Raw genomic sequence first — 24,703 nt, 5'->3', positions numbered from 1 at the left:
CCGGTCAGGGGCGCGATTCTTCCAGCGGCACGTTGAGCACTTCGCGCACCAGCATGGCGATGCTGCTCACGCCCATCTTTTCCTTGATCTTGGTGCGGTGCACATCGACGGTCTTGACGCTGATGTTCAGCTCGCGGGCGATGACCTTGCTGGCCTTGCCGTCCACCACCATCATCAGGATTTCCCGTTCCCGCCCGGTCAGCAGGTCGAGCTTGTGCTGCAGGACCTGCTTCTGCTCCTGCCCGGCGTGTACCTGTACCGCGCTTTTCAGTGCGGCCTGGATGCGATCGAGCATCTGCTGCGGGTTGTAGGGTTTCTCGACGAAATCCAGCGCGCCGTTCTTCATCGCCTTCACCGACATGGGGATGTCGCCATGGGCGGTGACGAAGATGGTCGGCAGGGCGATGCCCTTGTCGTTGAGCATTTCCTGCAACTGGAACCCACTGGTCTCGGGCATACGCACGTCGAGCACCAGGCAGGCGGGGAGCTTGGGGTCGTATTCGCGCAGGAACTCCTCGGCGCCGCCGTAGCACAGCGATTCGATGCTGACCGATTCGAGCAGCCAGGCGAGGGAGGTGCGCAGGTCCTTGTCGTCGTCGACGATGTAGACCACGGGTTTTCTAGCATCCATCAGGCGTTGCCACTTTCTTTTTTATCGTTGTAGAGCTGCACGTAGGCCGCGTACGCCGGGCTTTGGCCCGGTCGCCGCAATGGCATGCCCCGGAGCATACCCATAGTCTGCGATGCTGACGATAAAGAAACCACCTACATGACTAGCGGCCACCACCCTCTGGCGTGGTAATCGTCTGAATGTTTCGCGCCCTGGCGCTGCCCTACGCTGGCCCCATACAAGAAAGGCCGGGCGTGCCGGCCACTCCAGCACAAGGGGCGAAGACATGGCCAACACCCTCAGCCAGACCCAGATCGATTTCCGCAACGCCATGGCGCAACTGCCGGCGGCGGTGAACATCATCACCACCAACGGCCCGGAAGGCCGCTGCGGCATCACCGCCAGCGCGGTCTGCTCGGTCACCGACTCGCCGCCCACGGTGCTGGTCTGCGTCAATCGCGGCAGCGCCACCCACGATGTGTTCCGCAGCAACGGCCACCTGTGCGTCAACGTGCTCTGTGGCGAGCAGGAGGAACTGGCCAAGCACTTCGCCGGGATGACCAAGGTGTCCATGGAAGAGCGCTTCGCCTGGGACCTCTGGGACGACGGCTACGCCGGCCTGCCGGTGCTGCGCCAGGCGCTGGTCAGCCTGGAGGGACGTATCAGCGACTGCAAGGAAGTCGGCTCGCACACCGTGATGTTCGTCGAACTGGAAAAGGTCGCCGTGCGCGAGCGCCAGGACAGCCTGGTGTACTTCAACCGGGTCTTCCACCGTGTCGACCGCGAGGCCGTGCGCTGCGCCAGCTGATTCCCTGCTGACTCCGAAAACAACAAGAACGAGGTGATCAACGTGACCCTGAAGATTTCCCAGACTGCCGATATCCAGACCTTCTTCGAAGAAGCCAGCGGCGCCCTGAACGATGCTGGCAACCCGCGCGTGAAGAACCTCGTCCTGCGCATCCTGCAGGACACCGCGAAGCTCATCGAAGACATGAACGTCACCCCCGACGAGTTCTGGAAAGCCGTGGACTACCTCAACCGCCTCGGCGCTCGCCAGGAAGCCGGCCTGGTGGTCGCCGGCCTGGGCATCGAGCATTATCTCGACCTGCTGCTGGACGCGCAGGACGCCGCCGTTGGCATCGAAGGCGGCACCCCGCGCACCATCGAAGGCCCGCTGTACGTGGCGGGTGCGCCGCTGTCCGAAGGCGAAGCGCGCATGGACGATGGAAAAGACGCCGGCACCGTGATGTTCCTTTCCGGCCGCGTGTTCGACCTCGACGGCAAGCCGCTGGCCGGCGCCGTGGTCGACCTCTGGCACGCCAACACCAACGGCACCTACTCGTACTTCGACAGCACCCAGTCCGAGTACAACCTGCGCCGCCGCATCGTCACCGACGCTGAAGGCCGTTACCAAGCGCGCAGCATCGTGCCCAGCGGCTACGGCTGCCCGCCGGATGGCCCGACCCAGGAGCTGCTGAACCAGCTTGGCCGCCACGGCCAGCGCCCGGCGCACATCCACTTCTTCATCTCCGCGCCGGGGCATCGCCACCTGACCACGCAGATCAACCTCGCCGGCGACCAGTACCTGTGGGACGACTTCGCCTACGCCACCCGCGATGGGCTGATCGGCGAGGTGCGTTTCGTCGAGGACGCAGCCGCTGCCAAGGCACGCGGCGTGGAAGGGCGCTTCGCCGAGATCGAGTTCGATTTCCAGCTGCAGCAGGCGGTTTCCGCCGATGCCGAGGACCGCAGCAACCGCCCCCGCGCCTTGCAGCAAGCCTGATTCCCCAACCGCTCCGATCCTGCTGGTAACCCCGCCGTGGGATGGCTTGGAGCAAAGCGATACCCATCGATCCATGCACCGACTGCATGGGTATCGCTGCGCTCCACCCATCCTACGTAGAGCGACTCGTTGCGCCTGTGGCCTGCCTCAGCCCCGTCGTTCCCGATGCATCAGCCAGAGGAAGTACGGGCAACCGATGAACGCCGCCAGCAGGCCCGCAGAGACCGGCCAGGGATAGGCGATGTTCCGCCCCAGCCAGTCCGCCACCACCATGATCACGGCTCCGGCCAGCGCGCTCAGCAGCAATTGCGGCGCGGCGCGGCGGACGCCGAGGTGGCGGGCAATGTGCGGGCCGATCAGGCCGACGAAGCTCAGTGGGCCGACGATGATGGTGGCGGTGGCGGTCAACACGGCGGCGGTCAGCAGGATTGCCAGGTGACTCCCGCGCAACCGCAAGCCCAGCGCGGTTGCGGTGCCGTTGCCCAGAGTCAGCAGGTCCAGCGGGCGAGCCAGCAGCAGGCTGACACCGATCATCAATGCTCCGACGACCAGGCCGGTGCTCGCGGACGTCACATCCACCTGATAGGTCGAGCCGGTCATCCAGCTCATCATCGCGGTCATGCGCGGGTCACCGCTGGCCAATAGCAACGTGCTCAACGAGTGCAACAGGGTGGTCAGGCACACGCCGGTCAACAGCAGCCGCTCGGCGTTGAACGTCTTGCGCCAGGCGAACCACAGCAGCAGGCCGAGCGTCAGCAGCGCGCCGATGCTGGCGGCTGGCACCATGTAGGCCTGCGGCTGCGGCATCACCAGGAACAGCACCAGCACGGCGATGGCCGCGCCGGACGTGGCGCCGAGGACTTCCGGGCTGGCCATGGGGTTGCCGGTCAGGCGCTGCACCAGCAGGCCGGCGACGGCCAGCATGGCGCCGGCGGCGAGCGAGCCGAGTACGCGCGGTACACGCCATTGCGCGATGGCATCGCTGAGCCCGGCGTCGCCCCAGTGCCAGCCGTTGGCGTCCACCGCGAAGTAGATTGCCGGCAGCGTCAGCAAGGCGAGCATGATGGCCATGCCGATGATCAGCCGCCACGGATGCTCCCGCTGCGGCCTGGTTGGCGCCGGGCGCGGGATGATCCCGCCGCTGCGCTGGCGGCTGAGCAGCCACAGCAGCAGCGGAACGCTGAAAATGCCGGTGAGGATGCCGGCGGGAATTTCCCCGGCGAAGCGCGACAGCTCGCGGGCGATCTGGTCCACCACGCACAGAAGCGCGGCGCCCAGCAGTGGCGCCCAGATCAGCCGTTGCTTCAGCGTGCGGGCACCACACAGCCGGGCAATCGCCGGTGCGGCAAGGCCGACGAAGGCGAGCATACCCACGGCACTGGTCACGAAGGCACTCAGCGCCACGGCCACGGCGAGGCCCAGCACGCGGGTACGGCGCAGGTTGACGCCGACAGCCGCCGCGCCTTCATCTTCCAGGCCCAGGGCCGCCAGCGGGCGCACCATCAACAGGGCGATGACCATGGCTACCGCCAGGCGCGGGGCGAGGTACAGCACGCCGTCCCAGCCACTCTGGTTCAGCGATCCGGCCTGCCAGAGCAGCAGGTCGATCAGGTAGTCGTGGTTGAACAGCACCAGCAGCGCGTTGAGCGACACGCAATAGAGGCTGATGACCATGCCGGCGAGGATGAAACGCAGCGGTGACAGCGTGCGGCCCCAGGCAAAGGCGAACAGCAAGGCGGTGGCGAGCGCGGCGCCGGTCAGGGTGACGGCTTCCAGGCCATGCACCAGCAGCGTCGGGGCGAAGATGGTGGCGGCCGACAGCGCCAGGTTGGCGCCGGCGGAAACGCCCAGCGTCACCGGCTCGGCCAGCGGGTTACGGAGGATCTGCTGGAACAGCGTGCCGGCCAGGGCCATTGCGGCGCCAGCCATCAGGCTCACCGCCAGGCGCGGGAAGAAGCTGAAGTGCAGCAGCACCTGGCGCACGTCGTCCAGGTCCGGCGACCACAAGGCCTGCCACCAGAGTTCGCGGGGCAGAGCGCCTTGCAGGCCATGGAATACCAGCAGCGCGGCGAGGAGCGCCAGCAGCAGCGTGCAGAGCGCCGGGCCAATCGGCAGGCCGCGGCGTGGTGCGGCGAGTCCGAGGGTCGATTCAGGCATGGGCGACCTCCGTGGCATTGTCCAGGTAAGCGGCGATGCGTTCGGCCAGGTCCAGCACCGAGGCGGCGCCGGCGTAGGGATAGAAGCGCTCCAGCGTCAGCGTGTGCCCCTGGCGCACGGCGGGCAGGTGGGCCCAGAGGTCGTTGGGCTGCCGCAGGCTCTGCAGGCGCGCCGAGGTAGTGGGGATGTCGACGTAGACCAGATGCGCATCCGGGCGCTCGGCCAGGCGTTCGATGCTGACCATGGCCAGCCCCACCGGGCCGACCGGCCCTTGCCAGGCATTCTCGACGCCGAGGCGGTCGAGCACGTCCTGCACCATGCTGTTCCTGCCGTAGACGGCAGCGTGGCGGCCGTCCTGGTTGAGTACGGCGACGCACACCGGCGGCAGGTTGCGGTTGGCCAGTTCTGCGCGCAGATCGGCCAGGCGCTGTTCGCCAGCGGCGATGTAGTCGGCAGCCACCTGCTCGACGCCGAGTCGCCGCGCCAGGTCGTTCATGAAGTCGGTAGTGGCTTTCCAGGCGCCCTCGGCAGCCGGGTAGATAGCGACCTTTTCAGTCGGCGCAATGCCGTTGAGTCGACGCTGCAAGGTCGGCGTCATCGGGTCGCTGAGGATCAGTTGCGGCTGCAGTTGCTGGATCAGTTCGAGGTTCGGTTCCCAGTACGGGCCCACGTCACGCACGCTGTCGGGCAACGCCATGGTCGGCATGCGCACCCGGTAATAGCGGTCGTCGGAAATCGCCAGGGGCGGCACACCCAGGGTCAGCAGCGTTTCGGCGGCCACCCAGTTGAGTGCGACGATCCGCGTCAGGCGCTCACCGGCGAAAACCGGCAGGCCGCAGGCGCAGGCCAGTCCGCCCAGGGCGAGGCCCTGCAGCAGGTGGCGACGGGTGAGGGACATGCACTACTCCTCGCGTGAAACAACAGGCTTCTGAAACAGCAGGCTCTTGAAACAACAAAGGGCCCCCTGCGAACAGGGAGCCCGGAAGCAGCAGGCGGAACCGGCGCGGGGCCGCTTCCGCCCGTGCCTTACCAGCTGTACTTCACGCTGGTCATGACGGTGCGGCGCAGGCCCGGGTAGCAGGAGATCGGGCTGTCGCAGGTGGCGGCGTATTCCTCGTCCAGCAGGTTCTGCGCGTTCACCGAGAGGGTCACGTTCTTGTTCAGCGGGTAGCTCACGCCGGCGTCGAACAGGGTGTAGTTGTCGACGTGGTAGGTGTTGGCGTTGTTGCCGTACAGCGAGCCGGTGTAGCGCACGCCGCCGCCGATGGAGAGGCCGTCGACCGCGCCTTCGTGGAAGGTGTAGTTCAGCCAGCCGTTGGCCATGTGCTCGGGCACGTTGGCCGGGCGATTGCCCTCGTTGCCGTCGTTGCTGCTGGTGATCTTGGCCTTGGTGTAGGTGTAGGAGGCCAGCAGGTCCCAGTTCTGATCCAGCTTGGCCTTCAGCTCGGCCTCGATGCCGCGCGAACGCTGCTCGCCGGTCGGCTCGCTGAAGCCGGTCGGCACGCCGTTGGCGTTGAGCTGGGTGGTAAGGATGTTTTCCTTGGTCAGCTCGTAGGCGGCCAGGGTGATCAGCAGGGTTTCGTCCGGCTGGAACTTCACGCCCGCTTCGTACTGGTGGGCTTCGCTGGCCTTGAAGGCGCCACCGTCGGCGGTGATGCCGGTGTTGGGTACGAAGGACTCCGAGTAGCTGACGTAGGGCGCCAGGCCGAAATCGGTCAGGTAGGTCAGGCCGACGCGGCCGGTGAAGGCGTTGTCCTTCTGCATGGTGTGCGCGCTGGTATGGCTGTCGAGGTCGTTGCGCACGTAGTCGTAGCGGCCGCCGGCGGTGAGGATCCAGTGGTCGTCGAACTTGACCTGGTCCTGGATGTAGCCGCCCACCTGCTGGATGGTCTGGTCGTAGTTGATGGCCTGGCCGGGGAGGGTGGTGTCCTTGGTCGGGCGCTGCACGCTCTGGCCGTACTGCGGGTTGTCCAGGTTCAGCGACGGGCCCAGGGTGCGCCAGCGAGCGATGTCGGCGTCCTGCCAGCTGTAGTCGACGCCCATCAACAGCGTGTGCTTGAACGCGCCGGTGTCGAAGTTGGCCTGGAACTGGTTATCCAGGTTGAAGGTGTCCATGTGCTGATCGAAACGGTCAGCGGTACGGATGATGTTGCGGCCGACCTGCAGTTGCGGCAGCAGGTTGGCGAACACCAGGTCGACCTGGCCGTAGCGGGCGTTCTGGCGGAATTCCCAGGTGTCGTTCAGGCGGTGGCGAAACTCGTAGCCCAGGGTGTACTGGTCCTGGCTGAAGTGGTTGTAGCTGTGATCGCCGAGCAGGGTGCCGGTGGGGTGGCCGTTGACGCTGTAGTCGAAGATCGAGCCGGAGTTGCGGTCACGCAGAAAGTCAGTGAGCACGGTCAGGCTGGTGTCTTCGTCCGGCGCCCAGGTGAAGGACGGGGCGATGTAGTAGCGGTCGTCCTCGACCTCGTGGCCGTCGTCGTATTCGGCCTGGGTATTGGCGTCGCGGGCCAGGCCCACTACGCGGTAGAGGAACTGGTTCTGGTCGTCCAGCGCGCCGCCCAGGTCGAACTGGCCCTGCTTGCGGTCATGGTTGCCGCCGGTCAGTTCCACTTCGTTGATGTGGTTGGCGGTGGGCTTCTTGCTCACGCGGTTGACGATGCCGCCGGCATCACCCATGCCGAACAGGCTGGAAGACGGGCCACGGACCACGTCGATGCGCTCGAAGGCATAGGGTTCGCTGCGAAAGAACGCGTAGCTGTTGTTCTGCTGGCGCAGGCCGTTGAGGTAGTCACTGGTGGCCTGGGCATTGAAACCGCGGATGTACATCCAGTCGAAGCCCTTGGGGTCCAGGCCATAGGCTTCCACCTTGACGCCGGGCACGTAGCGCAGCGCTTCGGTCACGGTCTGGGCGCCCTGGGCGTCCATCTGCTTGCGGGTGATCACCGAGATCGACTGGGGGATTTCCAGCAGCGGGGTGTCGGTCTTGCTGCCGCTGTTGGAGGTGCGCGGCACATAGCTGTCTTCACCTTCGATGGCGCCGGTGATGACCTGGGCGGACATGTTCAGGGTGTCGCCGCTGGCGGAGTCGGCGCCCAGCAGGGTCACGCGGCTGCCTTCGACCTGGTACTTGATGCCGGTGCCTTGCAGCAGGCGCTCCAGCGCCGCGGTGGGCTCCATCTCGCCACGCACACCGGGGGCGCGCAGGTTCTGCACCTGGGTCTGGTTGAAGACGATCTGCAGGTTCGACTGCGCGCCCAGGCTGGTCAGGGCGGAAGCCAGCGACTGGGCCGGGATATCGATGCGGACCGGCGCAGCCTCTACGGCGGTGGCGGTCAGAACCATGCCCAGGGCGGTGGCGCGGACCAGGCGGGCCAGGGGCTTCACCGGGTGCCGGGATTGCAGCGCATTGCGGGTGCGACTCACTTGTTAGCTCCTATGATCTTGTCAGTGCGATCTTGTAATGCAGTTTCTAATAAGAATGATTCAGCTTTATGTGACGCGTCGGTTGGAGAAAACCGGAAAATTCCGTTCGATCTTTTTTTGTTGTTCAACGACGACCGGGTGAAAGGGCGGCCGTCCGGGCTGCCCGACGGTCAGTGCAGCGCCACGCCGGAAGGGCCGGGCGGGGTCGCAGTGCGGTGGTCCTTGATCTCCACGATCTGCCCGGCGCGCATGCGCAGCAGGCGGTCGGTGACGTCGAAATAACGGTCATCGTGGGAGATCACGATCAGCGTCTTGCCCTGGGCACGCAGCTCGGGCAGCAGCTCGGTGTAGAAGATGCGGCGGAATTCCGGGTCCTGGTCCGCGGCCCATTCGTCGAACACCAGCACCGGGCGCTTCTCCAGCCACGCCTGCACCAGCGCCAGGCGCTTGCGTTGGCCGGTGGACAGGTCGGTCGTCGAGAACTCCTGGCCCTGCAGGCTGACCTTGTGGGCGATCTCCAGGCGCTCCAGGTAGCGGCCGGCCTCTGCCGGGATGTCCTGGCTGCCCTTGAGCAGGTCCTCGAAGAGGAAGTAGTCGGCGAATATGGTGGTGAACAGCTGGCGGTAGTCGTCGCGGCCGCTATCGCCGACCGCTTCGCCATTGAGCAGCAGTTCGCCGTCACGCGGGACGTAGAGGCCGAGCAGTAGCTTGATCATCGTCGTCTTGCCGCAGCCGTTCTCGCCGGCGATGAAGAGGATTTCCCCGCGATTCACCTTCAGGTTCAGCGGGCCGACGCCGAAGCCACGGGTGCCGTCGTCGGTGGGGTAGTGGTAGGCCAGGTCGCGCAGTTCGATGGACTGGAACTCCAACGGCTGTCGGCCATCGTCGGCCAGCAGTAGGTTCGGCTCCGGTGAGGAAAAGCGCACTGACAGCTCGGCGATGCGGCGGAAGGCGACCTGCGCGCGGGTCACCACCGGCAGTTGGCCGATCAGGCCTTCCAGCGGGCCCTTCATATACAGGAGCACCAGGATAAAGCCGGACAGCGTCGCCTGGTCGGTGCTCGGCCACAGCGACTGGTACGCCAGCGCCACGCCGATGACGATGAAGAACAGCGTGGAACCGAAGCCCTTGGCGACGTTGAACAGGTTGATCGAGCGCAGTTGGATGTCGCAGATCTCGTCGGCGGTGCCCTGCAGGCGCTCGCTGTAATGCTGGAAGCGGCGCGGGCGGCTGATGCGCAGCTCCTTGGCGCCCTCGGCGATGGCACGGTAGTGCTTCTGCAGCTCGTCTTCCTTGTCGCGGGCCTCGAAGAAGCCCTTGATGCCCTTGGCCCGCGCGACGTACTGCACGGCGCTGCCGACGACGATGGCGATGGCGGTGGCGAGGAACATCGGCGGCGACAGCCAGGCCAGGTAGCCCAGGCAGCCCAGTGTGGTGGTCAGGGCGACGGCCAGCGGCGCGAAGGCGAAGGCGAAGTCGCTGATGGTGTCGATGTCGTGGGTCAGCACCGGAATCAGGCGGTGACTGCGGTAGCGCTCGATCTGCTCGATGGGCGCGGAAATGATCTTGCTGCCCAGGTCCTTGCGTAGCCGTGCGATCACGTGCTGGCCGACGTAGTTGGTGCCCATGTCGGAAATGATCGAGCCCAGCAGCGCCAGTACGCACAGCCCGGCGAAACCCAGCAGCAGGCCGGCGGGCATGCCGCCCTGGGAGTGCAGGCTGTAGTTGATGGTGGCGAGCAGCGCGGTGATGGCCGAGCCACCCAGAATCCCCAGCAGTGTGGCCGCAGTCAGCGGCAGCCAGTGCGGCCGCAGCAGTTTGAGCATTTCGCGCAAGGCGCTTGGAGCGGGAGTTGGCATCGTCTTTTCCTGGCCCCGGCCTACCAGAGGGCAGGCCGCACAACGGGACGAGACGGCGCGCGAATCAGGAGATCATCGGCAAATCCGAATCGTTCCTATCAAGACGAATGAGCCAGGAGAAAACTGAAGAGAATTTGCGAAACTTTCGCAAGTACGAAGACCGCAGATGGGTGGGGCGCTAGGTTGCGGCCTCTTTTAGGAGCGGGCGCCTGGTGTCGGCACCTGCGGATTCCGTCGCATTGGAGTTCGCGAGCAAGCTCGCTCCTACGGTTGCACGCTTCGCCCACGGATAGCGATGCGCCAGCCATGTTCTGCCTGGACCTTGGGGCTTTTTGTAGGAGCGAGCTTGCTCGCGAAGCCGCACGGCACGCCGCTACCCGGCATGCCCGCGTGGCGAGTATCAGAGCTGAACGTAGCGGCTGGCGAGAACCGTACGGCCCTGGTTGTCCTTGCGCAGCTCCAGCGGCAGGACCTTGGGCAGCGAATCCACCAGCGCCTGCAGGTCGTCCGTGCGGTAGATGCCGCCGATGCGCATGGCCGCGACTGTGGCGTCGTCGAGGAATACCGGCTGTTTGAGATAGCGATTGATCAGCGGGATGGCGGCCTGGAGCGTCAGGTCGTCGATCACCAGCTTGCCTTCCGTCCAGGCGATGGCTCCGGCCGGGGCTACCTGGGCCAGTTCGATACGCTCGCTGCCCTTCAGGTAGCGGGCCTGCATGCCGGGTGTGAGTTGCGCACTGTTGCCGTCGACGCTGTCGGGAGGGCTGACCACCACCGAGCCTTCGAGCAGGGTGACCAGCATCTGGCGGGAGTCGGTCCAGACGTTGAAGCGGGTGCCGGTGACCCGCACGCTGCCGTTGTCGGTCCACACCGAAAAGGGCTGCAACGTGTCGTGGGCGACCTGGAAGTAGGCCTCGCCGCCGCTTTTCAACCAGGCGCTGCGGCGGTCGCGGAAGTCGGCGAAGACCAGTTGCGAATTGCTGTTGAGCTCGACTTTCGAGCCGTCGGCCAGTTCGACCAGGCGCGGCGCGGGTTGCGCAGCGTAATAGCCGACCCGCGAGGGCAGCAGCCCGGCGGACCAGCCCGCCGACCAGACGGCGCCGATGGCGATCAGCAGGCCAGCAGCCATGGCAGCAATGCGCCTGCCGTTGCGCGGACGACGCTGTCTGCGGGCGCGATGGGGTGCCGGGCTGGCGACGAGGTTCGGCTGGACCTGCGGAGTGGGCGGCAGCAGTTCCGAGAGCTGCCAGATCTCCAGCATCGCCTGGTACTCCCCCTCGTGTCGCGGGTCGACTTCGAGCCACTGCGCAAAATCGGCGCGCTCGGCATCGCTGCACTCGGCATCGTGCAGACGCGCGCACCAGTGCGCGGCTTCGGCGCTGATGCGGTCATCGTCGAACGGGGCGGGGGAGCTGGTCATCAGGGATCTCGGTGAGGCCGTTTGCGGCCGATATCACACTTTCTTTTCGTGTTGATGCGAGTGATTATAAATAAGCCTGACTCGGACTGTCAGCAGGCGCCTGCAGCCTCGACTGTTTTTCATAGGATGCCCGACGGGGTGGAAAGCGCGTTCATCCGGTATTACAAGGAACTGGTCCTGTACCTCAATCGCAGCCTCGGCGACCGCCAGGCGGCTGCCGATGTGACGCAGGAGGCGTTCCTGCGCCTGCTCGACCGCAAGGGTGACGAGCATATCGAACAACCCCGCGCATTTCTCTATCGCACGGCGGTGAACCTCAGTATCGACCTGCACCGGCGCGGGCGCGTGCGCCGCACCGAAGAGCTGGAAACCCTCGATCGCGAAGGCTGCCTCGACGAGCGCTGCCCGCAGGAAGAGGCCAGCCGGCAGCAGCAGTTGCAGTTGCTCCAGCGCGCCCTTGGCGAGCTGCCCGAAAACTGTCGCCGCGCATTCCTGCTGCGCAAGGTCGAAGGCTGCAGCCATCTCGAGATCGCCGAAACCATGGGCATTTCCCGCGACATGGTGGAGAAGCACATCGTCAACGCGATGAAGCATTGCCGGCTGCGGCTCAGGGCCTGGGGCGGGCAGGGTTAGTCACACCTCATTCCCTGTCATCTCTGGTTCGCGGGCAAGGACTGGGCGTCCCCCTCGTCTTGCAAAGAGCGCGCGAACCCCCGCCTGTAGGAGCGAGCTTGCTCGCGAGCCGCACCGCGCCAATCGCAATTACATACACAGACGTATGGCCTGCGCCGACAATTAATTTCTGCGTGCCCGCACGCAGATTCCTGGTGCTACTCAGCTCTTCGTCATTCTGAAATTTTCATGACTTAGTGAGAATCATTCTAAATTTCCCGAAGCCTGTCTCGTCTCTCCAGATAACGCGCTATCGACAGCGCAAATCATGGGCGACACGCAGGATTGAGTGCCGGCCGCCAAGCGGCGGGGCGCTCCTGGCAGGGCCGAGCAGTAGGCCACCGGTTCCCGCGTCGTCATGCCCCACGGCCATCGCGACACAGGACATTGGCACCATGACTCAGATGATCACCCCGACCTACGACGTGCTCGGCATCGGTTTCGGCCCCTCCAACCTGGCGCTGGCGATCGCCCTGCAGGAGCAGGCGCGACGCGAGGGCCGCCATTACCACGCCCTGTTCCTCGACAAGCAGGCGGACTACCGCTGGCACGGCAACACCCTGGTGGCGCAGAGCGAGCTGCAGATTTCCTTCCTCAAGGACCTGGTGACCCTGCGCAATCCCACCAGCCCGTACAGCTTCGTCAATTACCTGCATGCGATGGGGCGGCTGATCGATTTCACCAACCTGGGCACCTTCTACCCGTGCCGCATGGAGTACAACGACTACCTGCGCTGGGTCAGCGACCAGTTCGCCGAGCAGCGCGTCTGCGGCGAGACAGTCAGCCGCGTGGAGCCGGTGCAGGGCCCGGACGGCATCGAGCTGGTCAAGGTGCTGTCCACCGATGCCCGCGGCCATGAGCGCTTCCGCCTGGCCCGCAGCGTGGTGGTGAGCACTGGCGGCACGCCGCGCTTCCCGTCCGCCTTCAGCCACCTGCGTGACGACCCGCGCGTGTTCCACCACGCCCGTTACCTGGAGTGCATGGCCAAGCAGCGCTGCAACCAGAACGAGCCGATGCGCATCGCGGTGATCGGCGGCGGCCAGAGCGCGGCGGAAGCCTTCATCGACCTGAACGACAGCTTCCCCTCGGTGCAGGTCGACATGGTCCTGCGCGCGGCCGTGCTCAAACCGGCCGACGACAGCCCCTTCGTCAACGAAATCTTCGCCCCGCGCTACACCGACCTGGTGTTCAACGAGCCCAAGGCCGAGCGCGAGAAGCTGATCCAGGAATTCCACAACACCAACTACTCGGTGGTCGACCTGGACCTGATCGAGCGCATCTACGGCATCTTCTACCGCCAGAAGGTGGCGGGCGTGGATCGCCATGCCTTCCTTTGCCGCCGCAACGTCGAAGCCGCCAAGGCCGACGCCGATGGTATCGAGCTGACCCTGCGCGACAGCGCCACCGGCGCCGTGGAAACCCATCGCTACGACGCGGTGATCCTCGCCACCGGCTACGAGCGCAAATCGCACCGCGAGCTGCTTGCACCGCTGCAGGATTACCTGGGCGACTTCGAGGTGGGTCGCGACTACCGCGTGCTGGCCGACGAGCGCCTGCACGCCGGCATCTACCTGCAGGGTTTCACCCAGGACAGTCACGGCTTGAGCGACACGTTGTTGTCGGTGCTGCCGATGCGCGCCGAGGAAATCGCCGCCTCGATGTTCGAGCACCTGCCGCCGCAGGAATCGGCACACAAGCCCTCGCGTCCACTGACGGCCGAAAGCGCCTGAAGCCAACGGCCCGGAGATTTCTTCCGGGCCGACTAAATTCCTGCCGACCCTGCTCGTCATACGAGCGGGGTCGTTGCATTCACGAAAGGTTATCCATCATGACGCCCACTTTTTCCCTACCGCTGCCCGATGGCCGCCAACTGTCCGCCGACCGCGGTGCCACAGGCCTGACCTTGCTGCTCGATGGCGAGCCGCTGCTGACTGCGCAACGCGAGGGCGAGTGCTGGCAGCTCAACGGGGCCGTCACCCGCGATGCCCTGTGGGCGCTGGCCTACTGGAGCTTTGCCGGCGACGCGCAGTGTGAGCGCGTGCAGTTCGCTGCTGCCAACGTACCCGCCGAGGCCCTGGAGCAAGGCCTGGTGAGCCGTGATGAAGTCGGCGGGCGCCTGCAGATCGAGCGCGGGGCCTTCTGGCAGCTAGGGGCTGCCTGGCACAAGGGCATCGCCAGTGCCGATTACCCACAGGTCTATCGCATCAGCAGCGGCCGCCGTCATCCGCTGCGCGCACCCAAGCCGCAAGGTGAGGTCTATCGCCGCTTCGATGCAAAATTGGGCCAATGGATTTCCCTGCGCACCCTGGACATCGAGCTGGACCTGGAACGCTTCAACCGCTGGCAGAACAGCCCCCGCGTGCTGGAGTTCTGGCAGGAGGGCGGAACCCTCGAACAGCACCGCGTCTACCTGGAAAAAGCCGCTGCCGACCCGCACACCACCACCCTGATCGGCTGCATCGACGACGAGCCCTTCGCCTACTACGAAGCCTACTGGGCCAAGGAAGACCGCATCGCGCCGTTCTACGACGTGGGCGACTACGACCGCGGCATCCACATGCTGGTGGGCGAGGAATCCCATCGCGGGCCGCACAAGGTGGAAAGCTGGATGACCGCCCTGGTGCACTACCTGCTGCTGGACGACCCGCGCACCCAGCGCATCGTCGCCGAACCGCGCGCCGACAACGCGAAGATGATCGGCCACATGCAGCGACTGGGCTTCTGGCGCGAGAAGGAATTCAACTTCCCGCACAAGCGCGCCGCGCTGATGGTGCAGAGCCGGGAAACCTTCTTCGAGCGTTGTGCCCTGTGCTGACAGCGCTGCTCTGCCGGATCGAGGGCCGCACGACCGAGGGCTGCCGGTGATCGCAGCCCTGGCGCCGCTGTATTTCGGCGAGTTCGCCAGTTACCGCGAGGTGCTGGTGACCCGCGACGATCCGCGCCCCTCGATACCGGCCCGCACGCTGCTCGAACGCGAGAGGCTCGACAGCGTGCTGCGCCGCTTCGACCCGCCCCACGCCGATGGCGATCGCCGCGCCCTGGCCTCGCAGTGGTCCAAGTGGTACCTGGTGCGGATCATCCCACCGGCCGTTGCCGCCGCGCTGGTGCTCGGCCGCACGCTGCCGCTGGACTTCGACGACGTGGAAGTGGTGCTGGATGCCCAGGGCATTCCCGAGGCTTTCAAGTTGCCGGGGGAGGGTGGGCCGTTCGCGGCGCCGCCGGGCGACCCATTCCAGCGCTTCGCCCATCTGCTGGAAGGTCACCTGCAACCCTTCGTGCAGTGCCTCGCCGCCGAGGTACGCCTGTCGCCCAGGGTGCTGTGGAGCAATGCCGGGAATTACTTCGAGTGGTTCATCGGCGAGATGGGCAGGCTGCCGCCGCTGGCACCGATGCTGGGGCATGGTCGTGAGCTGCTGGAGACCGAGCGCCGGCCGGATGGTACGCGCAATCCGCTGTTCAAGCCGATCCAGTATGTCGAGGTGTCCTGCGCGCAGCGCCCCGACGGGTTCTGGCGGCAGCGGCGGACCTGCTGCATTCGCTATCGGCTGGGGGAAGTCGGGAATTGCGACAACTGCCCGCTGATCGATGAGCCGCCGGTTGAAGTGAGCGATCGGTAGGGCGCATACCGCGTCAGCGTTATCCGCCCTACGGTGTTGCACGCGCAGCTGTGGTTTTGGTCTTGAGTACTTCCAGAGAAACATCCGAATGCTCCGGAATGCCCCTTTCAGGAGGCCTCATTGAATTGGAGTTTCAGGGGTTGAGCGGCATGGATGCCGCGAGAGCCACGATGGGCCAGGGATGGCCCGTCGTGGCGTGCCTCTGAAACTTCGATTCAATGAGGGAATTTTTCGCCTGAGCGAAAAACCGGATGGAGGGGCGAGACTTTTTGGTTCCTTTTGTGGCGTTTGACAAAAGGGACTCGCCCGAGGGGGCGAAACAAAATCCCTCCGAACACACCGAAGCGGCGCAGAAACGCCATACCAAAAGCCATCGCGGACGGAGTCCTACACGTCAGCGCAGATAAATGATCGGCGAGCCATCCACCGGATTGCTCAGCACGCCCATGGGAATGCCGTAGATATCCTCCAGCGTGTCCCCGCGCATCAGCTCGGCGGGCGAGCCCTGGGCCAGCAGGCGGCCGCCGTGCAGGGCGATCAGGTGGTCGCAGTAACGTGCCGCCATGTTGATGTCGTGCAGCACCACCAGCACGCCCAGGCCCAGCTCGCGGCTCAGTTCGTGGACGCGGGACAGTACTTCCACCTGGTGGGCGATATCCAGCGCCGAGGTCGGTTCGTCCAGCAGCAGGTAGCGGCTGTTCTGCGCCAGCAGCATGGCCAGCCAGACGCGTTGGCGTTCGCCGCCGGAAAGCAGGTCCACGGGGCGGTCGGCGAAGGCCTGGGTGTCGGTCAGCTCCAGCGCGCGGTCGATCTGCTTGCGGTCTTCGCCGGTCACGCGGCCCAGTGCGCCGTGCCAAGGGTACCGGCCGAAAGCGACCAGTTCGCGCACGGTCAGGCCGTCGGTCTGCGGCAGCTGTTGTGGCAGGTAGGCTACCTGGCGCGCGAAGTCGCGGTTGCCCCAGTCCTGCAGCGGCTTGCCGTCCAGGCGGATGCTGCCGCTGCTGGCCTGCTGCTGGCGGGCCAGCAGTTTGAGCAGCGTGGACTTGCCCGAACCGTTGTGGCCGATCAGGCCGATCATGTTGCCGTCGGCCAGTTGCAGGCTCAGCGGTTGCAGAAGGGTGCGACCGGGGACGCTGAAACTGACATTTTCCAGTTCGAACATGGGGTCATCCATCAGGGCGGCAAGGCCGGAAAAAGCGGGAGCCCGACTCTAATCCAATCGCTAATGGTTATCAATTTTCCAAGACCTTGCGGAACCGCCCGATCACTTGCCTGTCACTGTCCGAAAGCGCTTATGATTCAACGCTGTAATTGATCTGGTAGGGCCCATGGAGTCTGCTGTCGAACGCTACAAACGCCTGCTCGCCGAGGCCCTGGCGCGTTATTTCCCCCGTACCACCGAATACCTGCGCACCGAACGCGAAGCGGCGCAGCCGCAGCCTCGTGGACGCGGCAAGACCAAGGGCAAAGCCAAGGCACCTGCCAAGCGCACGGCAAAAACCAAGCAGGATGGCGAGGGGCCCGCGCCCAGGCGCCCGCGCGCTCCGGCCGCTGCCGGCATCTACGGTACCGCCAAGGCGCCCGATGAGCAGCTCGCCCTGGACATGCGCCAGCGAGTGGCCCAGGCCGCCGCCCACGGCGTGATCAGCCAGCCTTCGGACGAACAGTGGGCGATGATCCTCGCGCCCGAACCGCTGACCCGCATCTTCGCCGGCGCCGGCTCCGGCAAGTCGACGACGCTGGTCCTGCGCGTCGTCTACATGCTGTGCCACCTGGGCATCGAGGCCGAGCGAGTGACGGTGATTTCCTTCACCAACGCCTCCTGCGCCCAGCTGCGCGAGCAGCTGGTGAAAGTGCTCGGCTACTGGGGCCATCCCTTCGACGCGGCGCAGGCGAGGCAGTGCGTGCGTACCTTCCATTCGGCCATGGGCATGCTGGCGAAAGTTGCGCTGAAGAATCCTCGCTGGTTCGAGCAACTGGACGAGCGCACCCCGGCAGACGAACTGGACAACCCCTTGCTGGCGGGACGCCTGCGCCCGGCGCAGCAGCGGCTGCTCAAGCAGGTCTACCAGCAGTGCTATGCCGACCAGCACGAATTCCGTGTCCTGGCGCATCAGCTGCTGGAGCTGCCGCCACCGCCTGAAGCCGGCGAGGATGGCAAGCCGCCGCGCATCGGCAAGGCGCCGCTGGACGCCTTCAAGTTATCTGGAGAGTTCACCGCGCTGCCGCTGTTCGAAGCCTTCTATGCTCAGGCCGGGTTCATCGAGAGCATCGGCCTGCGCATCGCCCAGCTGCAGCCGAAGAAGCTTGGCTGTCCGGCGCGCGAACGGCAGTTCGTCGAAGCGCTGCAACTGTTCTGGGTGGCCTTCGAAAACGCGCTGCAGGAACAGGGTCTGCTGACCTTCAACCTGGCCTTCCAGCGCCTCACCGACCAGCTCGGTGACGGCACGTTGCCGGCCGCAGCCCTGGCGCCGTTCCAGCACCTGCTGATCGACGAGTTCCAGGACGTATCGCCGCAGATCGTGCAGTGGCTGCAGGCGCTGCACCGCGACCTCGCCAAGCGCGGCGAAGCCGTCAGCCTGATGGCCATTGGTGACGACTGGCAGTCCATCTACGCCTGGCGCGGCAGCTCGCCGGAGCTGTTCATGGACTTCGACCGGCATTTCCCCAGCAAGGGCCGGCGCAAGAGCCGCGTGCTGCTGTTGGAAACCAACTACCGCAGCATCGACCCGGTGATCCGTGACGGCGAGCGGGTGCTGGTGGGCGTGGCCAACAAGCAGGCCAAGACCTGCCGCGCGTTCAAGTCGGCGGAGGCGGGGGATCACGGCGTGAAGTTGGTGCAGCGTTTCGATGCGCGCAACAGCCTGCCGATTCTGCTCGATGAGATCCGCAAGCAGTGCGAGCACGTCGCCACGCGCGGATCGCGGGAGAAGACCGCCGTGCTGCTGCTCAGCCGGCGCAATGAAACCCTGCAAACGATCCTCGGCGAGCTGGACCGCAAGCTGCCGGTGAAGGGCATGACCATCCACCGTGCCAAGGGCCTGCAAGCGGAAGTGGCGATCATCGTCGACGACTGCGCGCCACCGGAAAAACATCCGCTGCGTAGCGCGCTGTACGCGGCTTCGGGCTTCTTCGCCAGCAGCTATGACCAGGCCCAGCAGGATGAGCAGCTGCGTCTGGCCTACGTGGCGATCACCCGTGGCGTGAGCCGGGTGTTCTGGTTTACCCGCAAGGCGCAGGGGCCGACGGCGATCCTGGCCATGCGGCGCAGCGTGGAAGCCGCGCCGGCATGAGGATCAATCGTCGCGGGTGAGGACTTCCAGCAGTTCGATCTCGAACAGCAGGTTGGAGTTGGGCTGGATGTGCGCGCCGACCTGGCGCTCGCCGTAGGCCAGGTGCGCCGGGACGAAGAGCTTGCGCTTGCCGCCGACCTTCATGCCCATCAGGCCCTGGTCCCAGCCCTTGATCACCCGGCCGGTGCCGATCACGCACTGGAAGGGGCGGCCCTTGTCGTAGGACGAATCGAAGACGGTGCCGTCCTCCAGGGTGCCCTTGTACTGGGTGGTGATCAGGGCGCCCTTGACCACGGCCTTGCCGTCGCCGACGACGATATCTTCGATCTGCAGTTCGTTGCTCATGGGGTGTTCTCGTGTTGCGGTGGCGAAGGGCGTGCGTTTTCGCAGGAATGCGCAGCAAAGGCAAGTCCCGCCCGGTGGACTGTCCTTGAGCTTGTGCCCACATTCTACCGTCCGTCGCAATCGCCACCTGGCCCGGGCAAATCACCGAATCCGAGCAATGCTCAGCAGGCTGGGTGGCACGCGCCGCCGGGGTCGGCAACCAACCCAACCTAGGAGATCGCCATGCGTCGCATCAACCACGGATTCCTCATCGGTTTCTTCGTACTTGGGCTCAGTGCCTGTGCCGCCATGGATAGCGGCGGGGGCGGTAGCGGCAATGGCGGGCCGGGGGAAATGGAGATTCGTACCGGGGTGGTCGAGCAGGTGACCGATACCCAGGTGAAGACCAACCATGACACGGGTGTCGGCGCTATTCTCGGTGGCCTTGGCGGTGTGGCGCTGGGCAGCCTGATCGGCCGCGGTACCGGTCGCGACGTGGCGATGATCGCGGGCGCGTTGGCCGGTGGCGTGGGCGGCAACTATGCCGAGCAGCGCCAGTACGACAAACCCCAGGAAGCGCAGCAGATTATCGTGCGGATGAAGAATGGCGTGCTGGTGTCGGTGACCCAGCCGGTGAACGCCGAGCTCAAGCCCGGCAGCAAGGTCTACATCGAAGGGCAGGGCGCCGGTGCCCGCGTGGTGCCGCAGAACGACTGAGTTCAGTCGACCAGTTCGGCCAGCGCCCAGTCGCGGAAGGCCTTCACCCGCGGGTCCTCTGCACTGGCCTGCGGGTAGACCAGGTTGTAGGCGTAGTCCTGGGCGACGCGCACGCCCAGCTCGAAGGGCTGCACCAGCAGGCCCTGCTCCAGTTCGCGGGCGACCATGGCCTGGTCGGCCAGGCCGACCGCGCCGCCTTCCAGCACGGCCTGCACCACGTGGCTGGTGTCCTCGAAGGTCACGCAGTTGCCAGCGTCGAAGTCTTCCACGCCGGCTGCAGCCATCCAGCGCGACCAGTCCGGCCAGGCGGCGCCTTCGGTCTCGCACACCACATGGCACAGGGTATGGGCCTGCAGGTCGCGCGGCTCGCGCAAGGGTGGACCTTCGCTGAGCAGGCTCGGGCAGCACACCGGCACTATCTGGGTATCGAACAGGCGCTCCGCGACCAGGCCGGGGTCGTGTCCGCTGCCGAAGCGGATGGCCAGATCGATGTCATCGACGGCGAAATCCCGCAACTCGTCGCTGACGTCGAAACTGAGCTTCAACCCCGGATGTAGTGCGCGGAATTTCGGCAGACGCGGCAGCAGCCAGTGCGTGGCGAACCGGGCTGTCAACGAGACCCGTAGTTGTTCCGAAGTCCGCGCCAACCGTCGGGCACGCACGGTGGCGCGGTGCAGCAGGCCGAGGGACTCGACTGCCGCTTCGAGCAGCAACGCGCCCGCCGGGGTCAGCTGGATGCTGCGACTGGTACGCACGAAGAGGCCGAGGCCGAGCTGGTCTTCCAGCTCCTTGATCTGGTGGCTGACCGCGGCCGGCGTCAGGCCGACTTCTTCCGCCGCGCGGGTGAAGTTGAGGTGACGGCCAGCCGCCTCGAAGGTGCGCAGGCTGCGGATACCGGGAAAGGGGCGACTCATCGATCTTCAAATCCTGCTTGAGGATCCGTCGAGAAATACTCGTTTCTCCTGGCTTCGTCAAAGGCCGATAGTGATCTCACCTGATGTTGAATTTGAAGATCACCGAGCAGAGGAAGCCACGCCATGTCAGCCGCCATCCATCCCTACATCACCCAGCGCAATGCCCAGCCGGCCAGCGCCGACGACCTTGCGCTCCTGGCTTTCGCCGGTTATGCGCATTTCACCGCCATGCAGGTGCGTGGCGGCGGCATTCGCGGCCTGGACCTACACCTGGAACGCCTGCGCAACGCTTCGCAGCGGCTGTTCGGCCAGAGCCACTCCGATGAGGAGATTCGTGCCGCCTTGCGTACCGCGCTGGAGCAGGCGCCGGCAGACGTATCCCTGATGGCGACGGTCTACTCGCCCGCCGGGGAATTCACCGTTGCCGGCCCTGAGCATCGCCCCGAGCTGCTGGTGCGCACTGCGCCGCCTTCGGATGGCCCGCAGGGACCGCTGGCCCTGGCCATCGCCGGGCACGAACGGGTGCTGCCGGAGATCAAGCACGTCGGCGAGATCGCCAAGACCTGGTACCTGCGCGAAGCGGTGGCCGCCGGCTTCGACGATGCGGTGTTCACCGACCATCGCGGGCGCTTCAGTGAGGCGACCATCTGGAACCTGGCGTTCTGGGACGGTGAAACCGTGGTCTGGCCGCGGGCGAAAATGCTTACCGGCACCACCATGGGCATCCTCCAGCGGCAACTGGAACGGCAGGGCGTGCGCCAGGTCACCCGCGCCATCGACCAGCAGGACCTGCCGCGCCTGACCGGTGCCGTGGTGATGAACTCCTGGACGCCGGCGGTACCGGTGAGTCGCATCGGTGACGTGGAATTTTCCCCGGCGCCGGAGTTCGTCGAGTTGCTGCGCAGCGCCTTCGAGGCAGAGCCGCGTGTTCAGCCCTGAGGGCTGGGCGGTTCGTGGGCAATCCCGCCCAATAATCAGGCTGGCAGACTGTAGGACGAATAACCTGGAGCAGGTTATCCGCCGGCGATGGTTCGGCGGATAACGCTGACGCGTTATGCGCCCTACGAAAATCCTGCAGGTGCATGCGCGCAGCTCCTTGTAGGAGCGAGCTTGCTCGCGAACAGGGGCTCAATCCAGATGCGCAGTAAAACCGGTTGCCTGAGGATTGATCTCATCGCGCAAGGTCAACGCGGGAATCTGGTAATCGCCGCCATTCTGCCGGCGGAAGGGGATGGGAGCGGTGGTCTGGAGCGTCTCCAGGCGCTCGCCCAATTCCCGTTCGATCTGCGCGTAGCGCTCGGCGTCTACACGGCTGGTGCGGTAGACCAGGTACGGCGGCAGCACGTCGAAGCCGGGGTAGTACAGCATGCCGTGATGGATCGGGAAGAGCAGGTCATCGATCGGGCCGTTGATGCCGCGCGGGCTGTAGTGCGATTCCCAGCCGCCGGTGGTGACCACCAGCATGGCGCGTTTGCCGGCGAGGTTACCTTCGCCATAGCGGTCGCCCCAGCGGGCGTCGGAGTGCTCGCCGACGCCGTAGGCGAAGCCATAGGCGTATACCCGCTCGAACCAGCCCTTGAGGATTGCCGGCATGCTGAACCACCAGAGCGGGAACTGCAGGATCACGGTGTCGGCCCAGCGCAGCTTTTCCTGTTCGGCGGTGATGTCCGTGCTCTGCCGGCCAGCGGCGTAGGCGCGCTTGGAGTCCAGCGAGGGGTCGAAACGCGCTTCGGGATCGCGGTCGAGGTTGTCGCAAGCGTCGAGCGGGGCCTTCCAGTTCATCGCATACAGGTCCGAGACCTGCACGGCATGGCCGGCCGCCTGCAGGTGGCGCACGGCGAAGTCCTTCAGTGAGCCATTGAGCGAACGTGGTTCGGGGTGGGCGTAGACGATCAGTACGTTCATGAATGCCTTCCTGTGAGTCATCCGGTGAGAGGGGATGGGCGCAGGATGCGGATTGCCGGGGTATAGTTGAAATGAATATCCGGCATCCCAGGTATATCAATGAATAATCTGCGCAGGCTCGATCTGAATCTGCTGGTGACCCTCGACGTGCTGCTGCGCGAGCACAACGTCACACGCGCCGCCGAGCAGCTGAATTTTTCCCAGCCCTCGGTCAGCGTGCACCTGGCCAAGCTACGCGATATTTTCGACGACCCGCTGCTCCTGCCCGGCCCGCGCGGCATGCGCCCGACGGCACGGGCAGAATCCCTGCGCGAGCCCCTGCGCATCGCCTTGGAGGCCCTGGAGCAGGCGGTGGCGCCAGCAGCACCCTTTGATCCGGCCCTGGCAGACAACACCTGGCGCATCGCCGCGACGGACTACGGCGAATCCACCATCCTGTTGCCGGCGTTGAGCGCCATTCGCGGCAGCGCACCGGGCACTCGCCTGGCTCTGCTGGAGCTGTCGCCGCCGCGCATCGCCCGGCAGGCGGAGCGGGGCGAGATCGACCTGGCGTTCCACACTACCGATGGCAGCCCGCCGAACATGCGCCGGCGCACGTTGTTCACCGAGCGCTACGTGCTGGCCGGGCGTGCCGGGCACCCGAAGTTGAAGCGCAAGCCGAGCCTGGCGCAGTTCTGCCAGTTGGAGCATGTGATGGTGTCGCCCGATGGCGGCGGCTTTAGCGGCGTGACCGACGAAGTGTTGGCGGCGGTCGGCCTGAGCCGGCGCGTGGCCTTGTCGGTGCCGCATTTCCTCTTCGTCATCTCGGCGCTGGCCAGCAGCGACCTGGTGGCCATGGTACCGGCGCGGCTGGTGCGCAATAACCCGGCGCTGCGCGTGGTGGAGGCGCCGGTGGAGGTGCCGGGATACGAGATGTCGATGCTCTGGGACGAACGCTCGCACCGCGACCCGGCGCACCGGTGGTTGCGGGAGCAGATTGCCGCGTCAGTCTGAGCATCAATGCTCTTTTGTAGGAGCGAGCTTGCTCGCGAACCGCCCAGCGTCGAAGTCGCCGATAAGTCCTTGTTCGCGAGCAAGCTCGCTCCTACAACCTGGCACGGTGCCTCAGGTCACTGCCCAAACCGCGTCTGCAGCAGATAGCGCAGCGAAGCCTCCAGCGTTTGCCCATGGCTCATGCCGTCGATGGCGTGGAACCGCGCCTGCATGCCGGGCACTTTGCCCACGCTTTCTACCAGTTGCTGGGCGGCGCGCGGTGCGCTGGGGGTGATGTCCTCGCGCGGCTTGAAGGGCTCCTTGCCGCCGCGCATCAGCAGCAGCTGCGCAGAATGCCCGGCCATGCGTTGGGCAAAGCCTTCCTGCTCCTGGAGGATGGCGCCATCACCCCACCACAGCGAAGGGCTGGCCGGTGCGTAGAAGCTGAACTGCTGCGGGCGCGTGAGCAGCGCATGGAGTGTCAGCAGGCCGCCGTAGGAGTGGCCCCAGAGGGCCTGCTGCGAACGGTCGATGGGCGCCTGGGCGGCCACCGCCGGGAGCATGCGGTCGCGCATCAGGTCGAGGAAGGCATCGGCGCCGCCGCTGGGGTCGCCGGTGAGCGGGTCCTTCTGCTCGGCCAGTTGCGGGCGCGGCGGGGTGTAGTCGCGGGTGCGGCCGGCGCGATCAATGCGCAGGGGCGTCTGGTAACCCACGGCAACCAGCAATGGCGCCTTGCCGTTGTTCAGGTCGTTGAGCAGCTTTTCGTCCAGTGCGCCGACGGCGGCGTTGCCATCGAGCATCCACACCACTGGATAGCCTGTGGCCGGAGCGGGGTGATTCGGGCGGGCAATCCACAGCTGGTAGTGACGCTGGCCATCGGCGGAATCCAGCTTGAGTTCACTGAAGCGGTAGGCCAGGTCGCTGCGTTGCAGCAGGGTCGTGTCCATTTTCTGGTCGGGGGCAGGCGCGGCGTGCGCTGCCAGCCCCGGCACGGCGAATGCCAGTGCCAGGGCCAGGAGGCGAAATCTCATCAGGCT

21 protein-coding genes are annotated in these 24,703 nt (G+C 65.7%); 10 read left to right on the top strand and 11 right to left on the bottom strand.

Features of this window, described 5'->3' with window-relative positions; translation table 11 throughout:
• Nucleotides 1–4: 4 nt before the first annotated feature.
• Complete coding sequence (locus RS899_RS11850; RefSeq protein ID WP_024767262.1) at nucleotides 5–631, bottom strand: response regulator transcription factor; 627 nt, start codon at nucleotides 629–631, stop codon at nucleotides 5–7.
• Nucleotides 632–896: 265 nt separating this feature from the next.
• Here RS899_RS11850 and hpaC point away from each other — a divergent pair, with 265 nt between their 5' ends.
• Both hpaC and catA read left to right on the top strand, forming a co-directional pair.
• Nucleotides 897–1,418, top strand: coding sequence for a 4-hydroxyphenylacetate 3-monooxygenase, reductase component (gene hpaC / locus RS899_RS11845; protein ID WP_024767261.1), 522 nt, complete (start codon nucleotides 897–899; stop codon nucleotides 1,416–1,418).
• 42 nt (nucleotides 1,419–1,460) lie between these two features.
• Nucleotides 1,461–2,393: a catechol 1,2-dioxygenase gene (gene catA / locus RS899_RS11840; protein WP_315810032.1), complete on the top strand. Its 933-nt coding sequence runs from the start codon at nucleotides 1,461–1,463 to the stop codon at nucleotides 2,391–2,393.
• A 147-nt stretch (nucleotides 2,394–2,540) separates the two neighbouring features.
• On the opposite strand, the gene fhuB is transcribed toward catA, so the two are convergent.
• The 5 genes from fhuB to RS899_RS11815 form a co-directional block, all read right to left on the bottom strand.
• Nucleotides 2,541–4,550 (bottom strand): Fe(3+)-hydroxamate ABC transporter permease FhuB, encoded by a 2,010-nt coding sequence (gene fhuB / locus RS899_RS11835; protein ID WP_315810031.1) that lies wholly within the window; start codon nucleotides 4,548–4,550, stop codon nucleotides 2,541–2,543.
• Complete coding sequence (locus RS899_RS11830; protein ID WP_233299618.1) at nucleotides 4,543–5,448, bottom strand: ABC transporter substrate-binding protein; 906 nt, start codon at nucleotides 5,446–5,448, stop codon at nucleotides 4,543–4,545. Before RS899_RS11830 ends, fhuB begins: the two co-directional genes overlap by 8 nt.
• 128 nt (nucleotides 5,449–5,576) lie before the next feature.
• On the bottom strand, nucleotides 5,577–7,973 hold the full coding sequence (locus RS899_RS11825) for a TonB-dependent siderophore receptor (RefSeq protein ID WP_054906924.1): 2,397 nt from the start codon (nucleotides 7,971–7,973) through the stop codon (nucleotides 5,577–5,579).
• Between the two features lie 170 nt (nucleotides 7,974–8,143).
• A complete protein-coding gene (locus RS899_RS11820; RefSeq protein ID WP_315810030.1) occupies nucleotides 8,144–9,832 on the bottom strand; it encodes a cyclic peptide export ABC transporter in 1,689 nt (562 codons plus the stop codon).
• Between the two features lie 400 nt (nucleotides 9,833–10,232).
• Entirely contained in the window at nucleotides 10,233–11,252 is a 1,020-nt protein-coding gene (locus RS899_RS11815; protein ID WP_315810029.1) for a FecR family protein, read from the bottom strand.
• A gap of 126 nt (nucleotides 11,253–11,378) precedes the next feature.
• Between RS899_RS11815 and RS899_RS11810 the strand changes: the two genes are divergently transcribed.
• From RS899_RS11810 to fhuF, 4 genes are all read left to right on the top strand, one after another.
• Nucleotides 11,379–11,885, top strand: a complete 507-nt coding sequence (locus tag RS899_RS11810) for a sigma-70 family RNA polymerase sigma factor (protein WP_409978061.1) — start codon at nucleotides 11,379–11,381, stop codon at nucleotides 11,883–11,885.
• A gap of 434 nt (nucleotides 11,886–12,319) precedes the next feature.
• Nucleotides 12,320–13,654 (top strand): lysine N(6)-hydroxylase/L-ornithine N(5)-oxygenase family protein, encoded by a 1,335-nt coding sequence (locus RS899_RS11805; protein WP_054906920.1) that lies wholly within the window; start codon nucleotides 12,320–12,322, stop codon nucleotides 13,652–13,654.
• A gap of 98 nt (nucleotides 13,655–13,752) precedes the next feature.
• Nucleotides 13,753–14,739 carry a GNAT family N-acetyltransferase gene (locus RS899_RS11800; RefSeq protein WP_315810027.1) on the top strand — a complete coding sequence of 329 codons (987 nt, stop codon included), beginning with the start codon at nucleotides 13,753–13,755 and terminating at the stop codon, nucleotides 14,737–14,739.
• Nucleotides 14,740–14,785: 46 nt separating this feature from the next.
• On the top strand, nucleotides 14,786–15,541 hold the full coding sequence (gene fhuF, locus RS899_RS11795) for a siderophore-iron reductase FhuF (RefSeq protein ID WP_315810026.1): 756 nt from the start codon (nucleotides 14,786–14,788) through the stop codon (nucleotides 15,539–15,541).
• A 394-nt stretch (nucleotides 15,542–15,935) separates the two neighbouring features.
• Here the strand turns inward: fhuF and RS899_RS11790 are convergent, their stop codons facing one another.
• Nucleotides 15,936–16,703, bottom strand: coding sequence for an ATP-binding cassette domain-containing protein (locus tag RS899_RS11790; RefSeq protein WP_315810025.1), 768 nt, complete (start codon nucleotides 16,701–16,703; stop codon nucleotides 15,936–15,938).
• 166 nt (nucleotides 16,704–16,869) lie between these two features.
• Between RS899_RS11790 and RS899_RS11785 the strand changes: the two genes are divergently transcribed.
• Nucleotides 16,870–18,834, top strand: a complete 1,965-nt coding sequence (locus RS899_RS11785; protein WP_315810024.1) for a DEAD/DEAH box helicase — start codon at nucleotides 16,870–16,872, stop codon at nucleotides 18,832–18,834.
• A gap of 3 nt (nucleotides 18,835–18,837) precedes the next feature.
• On the opposite strand, the gene RS899_RS11780 is transcribed toward RS899_RS11785, so the two are convergent.
• Nucleotides 18,838–19,179, bottom strand: a complete 342-nt coding sequence (locus RS899_RS11780) for an FKBP-type peptidyl-prolyl cis-trans isomerase (protein WP_024766480.1) — start codon at nucleotides 19,177–19,179, stop codon at nucleotides 18,838–18,840.
• A gap of 222 nt (nucleotides 19,180–19,401) precedes the next feature.
• Here RS899_RS11780 and RS899_RS11775 point away from each other — a divergent pair, with 222 nt between their 5' ends.
• A complete protein-coding gene (locus RS899_RS11775) occupies nucleotides 19,402–19,875 on the top strand; it encodes a glycine zipper 2TM domain-containing protein (protein ID WP_054906916.1) in 474 nt (157 codons plus the stop codon).
• Between the two features lie 2 nt (nucleotides 19,876–19,877).
• Here the strand turns inward: RS899_RS11775 and RS899_RS11770 are convergent, their stop codons facing one another.
• A complete protein-coding gene (locus tag RS899_RS11770; protein WP_315810023.1) occupies nucleotides 19,878–20,789 on the bottom strand; it encodes a LysR substrate-binding domain-containing protein in 912 nt (303 codons plus the stop codon).
• 123 nt (nucleotides 20,790–20,912) lie between these two features.
• Between RS899_RS11770 and RS899_RS11765 the strand changes: the two genes are divergently transcribed.
• Nucleotides 20,913–21,728, top strand: coding sequence for an aminotransferase class IV family protein (locus tag RS899_RS11765; protein ID WP_315810022.1), 816 nt, complete (start codon nucleotides 20,913–20,915; stop codon nucleotides 21,726–21,728).
• Nucleotides 21,729–21,917: 189 nt separating this feature from the next.
• Here RS899_RS11765 and RS899_RS11760 read toward each other — a convergent pair whose 3' ends face one another.
• Nucleotides 21,918–22,694 (bottom strand): NAD(P)H-dependent oxidoreductase, encoded by a 777-nt coding sequence (locus RS899_RS11760; RefSeq protein WP_315810021.1) that lies wholly within the window; start codon nucleotides 22,692–22,694, stop codon nucleotides 21,918–21,920.
• Nucleotides 22,695–22,793: 99 nt separating this feature from the next.
• Here RS899_RS11760 and RS899_RS11755 point away from each other — a divergent pair, with 99 nt between their 5' ends.
• Entirely contained in the window at nucleotides 22,794–23,687 is an 894-nt protein-coding gene (locus tag RS899_RS11755; RefSeq protein WP_315810020.1) for a LysR family transcriptional regulator, read from the top strand.
• 116 nt (nucleotides 23,688–23,803) lie between these two features.
• Here RS899_RS11755 and RS899_RS11750 read toward each other — a convergent pair whose 3' ends face one another.
• Nucleotides 23,804–24,697 carry an alpha/beta hydrolase gene (locus RS899_RS11750; RefSeq protein WP_315810019.1) on the bottom strand — a complete coding sequence of 298 codons (894 nt, stop codon included), beginning with the start codon at nucleotides 24,695–24,697 and terminating at the stop codon, nucleotides 23,804–23,806.
• Nucleotides 24,698–24,703 lie beyond the last annotated feature (6 nt).

The organism is Pseudomonas sp. C9-3 (genome assembly GCF_032392015.1).
Lineage (GTDB): Bacteria > Pseudomonadota > Gammaproteobacteria > Pseudomonadales > Pseudomonadaceae > Pseudomonas > Pseudomonas nitroreducens.
The sequence above is the reverse complement of the archived record's forward strand: the minus strand, read 5'-3'. Positions and strand labels throughout refer to the sequence as shown.

Coding starts and splice junctions, on each gene's coding strand:
- RS899_RS11850 (WP_024767262.1), bottom strand. CDS start 631: ATGGATGCTAGAAAACCCGTGGTCTACATCGTCGACGACGACAAGGAC.
- hpaC (WP_024767261.1), top strand. CDS start 897: ATGGCCAACACCCTCAGCCAGACCCAGATCGATTTCCGCAACGCCATG.
- fhuB (WP_315810031.1), bottom strand. CDS start 4,550: ATGCCTGAATCGACCCTCGGACTCGCCGCACCACGCCGCGGCCTGCCG.
- RS899_RS11830 (WP_233299618.1), bottom strand. CDS start 5,448: ATGTCCCTCACCCGTCGCCACCTGCTGCAGGGCCTCGCCCTGGGCGGA.
- RS899_RS11820 (WP_315810030.1), bottom strand. CDS start 9,832: ATGCCAACTCCCGCTCCAAGCGCCTTGCGCGAAATGCTCAAACTGCTG.
- RS899_RS11815 (WP_315810029.1), bottom strand. CDS start 11,252: ATGACCAGCTCCCCCGCCCCGTTCGACGATGACCGCATCAGCGCCGAA.
- RS899_RS11810 (WP_409978061.1), top strand. CDS start 11,379: ATGCCCGACGGGGTGGAAAGCGCGTTCATCCGGTATTACAAGGAACTG.
- RS899_RS11805 (WP_054906920.1), top strand. CDS start 12,320: ATGACTCAGATGATCACCCCGACCTACGACGTGCTCGGCATCGGTTTC.
- RS899_RS11800 (WP_315810027.1), top strand. CDS start 13,753: ATGACGCCCACTTTTTCCCTACCGCTGCCCGATGGCCGCCAACTGTCC.
- RS899_RS11790 (WP_315810025.1), bottom strand. CDS start 16,703: ATGTTCGAACTGGAAAATGTCAGTTTCAGCGTCCCCGGTCGCACCCTT.
- RS899_RS11785 (WP_315810024.1), top strand. CDS start 16,870: ATGGAGTCTGCTGTCGAACGCTACAAACGCCTGCTCGCCGAGGCCCTG.
- RS899_RS11780 (WP_024766480.1), bottom strand. CDS start 19,179: ATGAGCAACGAACTGCAGATCGAAGATATCGTCGTCGGCGACGGCAAG.
- RS899_RS11775 (WP_054906916.1), top strand. CDS start 19,402: ATGCGTCGCATCAACCACGGATTCCTCATCGGTTTCTTCGTACTTGGG.
- RS899_RS11770 (WP_315810023.1), bottom strand. CDS start 20,789: ATGAGTCGCCCCTTTCCCGGTATCCGCAGCCTGCGCACCTTCGAGGCG.
- RS899_RS11765 (WP_315810022.1), top strand. CDS start 20,913: ATGTCAGCCGCCATCCATCCCTACATCACCCAGCGCAATGCCCAGCCG.
- RS899_RS11760 (WP_315810021.1), bottom strand. CDS start 22,694: ATGAACGTACTGATCGTCTACGCCCACCCCGAACCACGTTCGCTCAAT.
- RS899_RS11755 (WP_315810020.1), top strand. CDS start 22,794: ATGAATAATCTGCGCAGGCTCGATCTGAATCTGCTGGTGACCCTCGAC.
- RS899_RS11750 (WP_315810019.1), bottom strand. CDS start 24,697: ATGAGATTTCGCCTCCTGGCCCTGGCACTGGCATTCGCCGTGCCGGGG.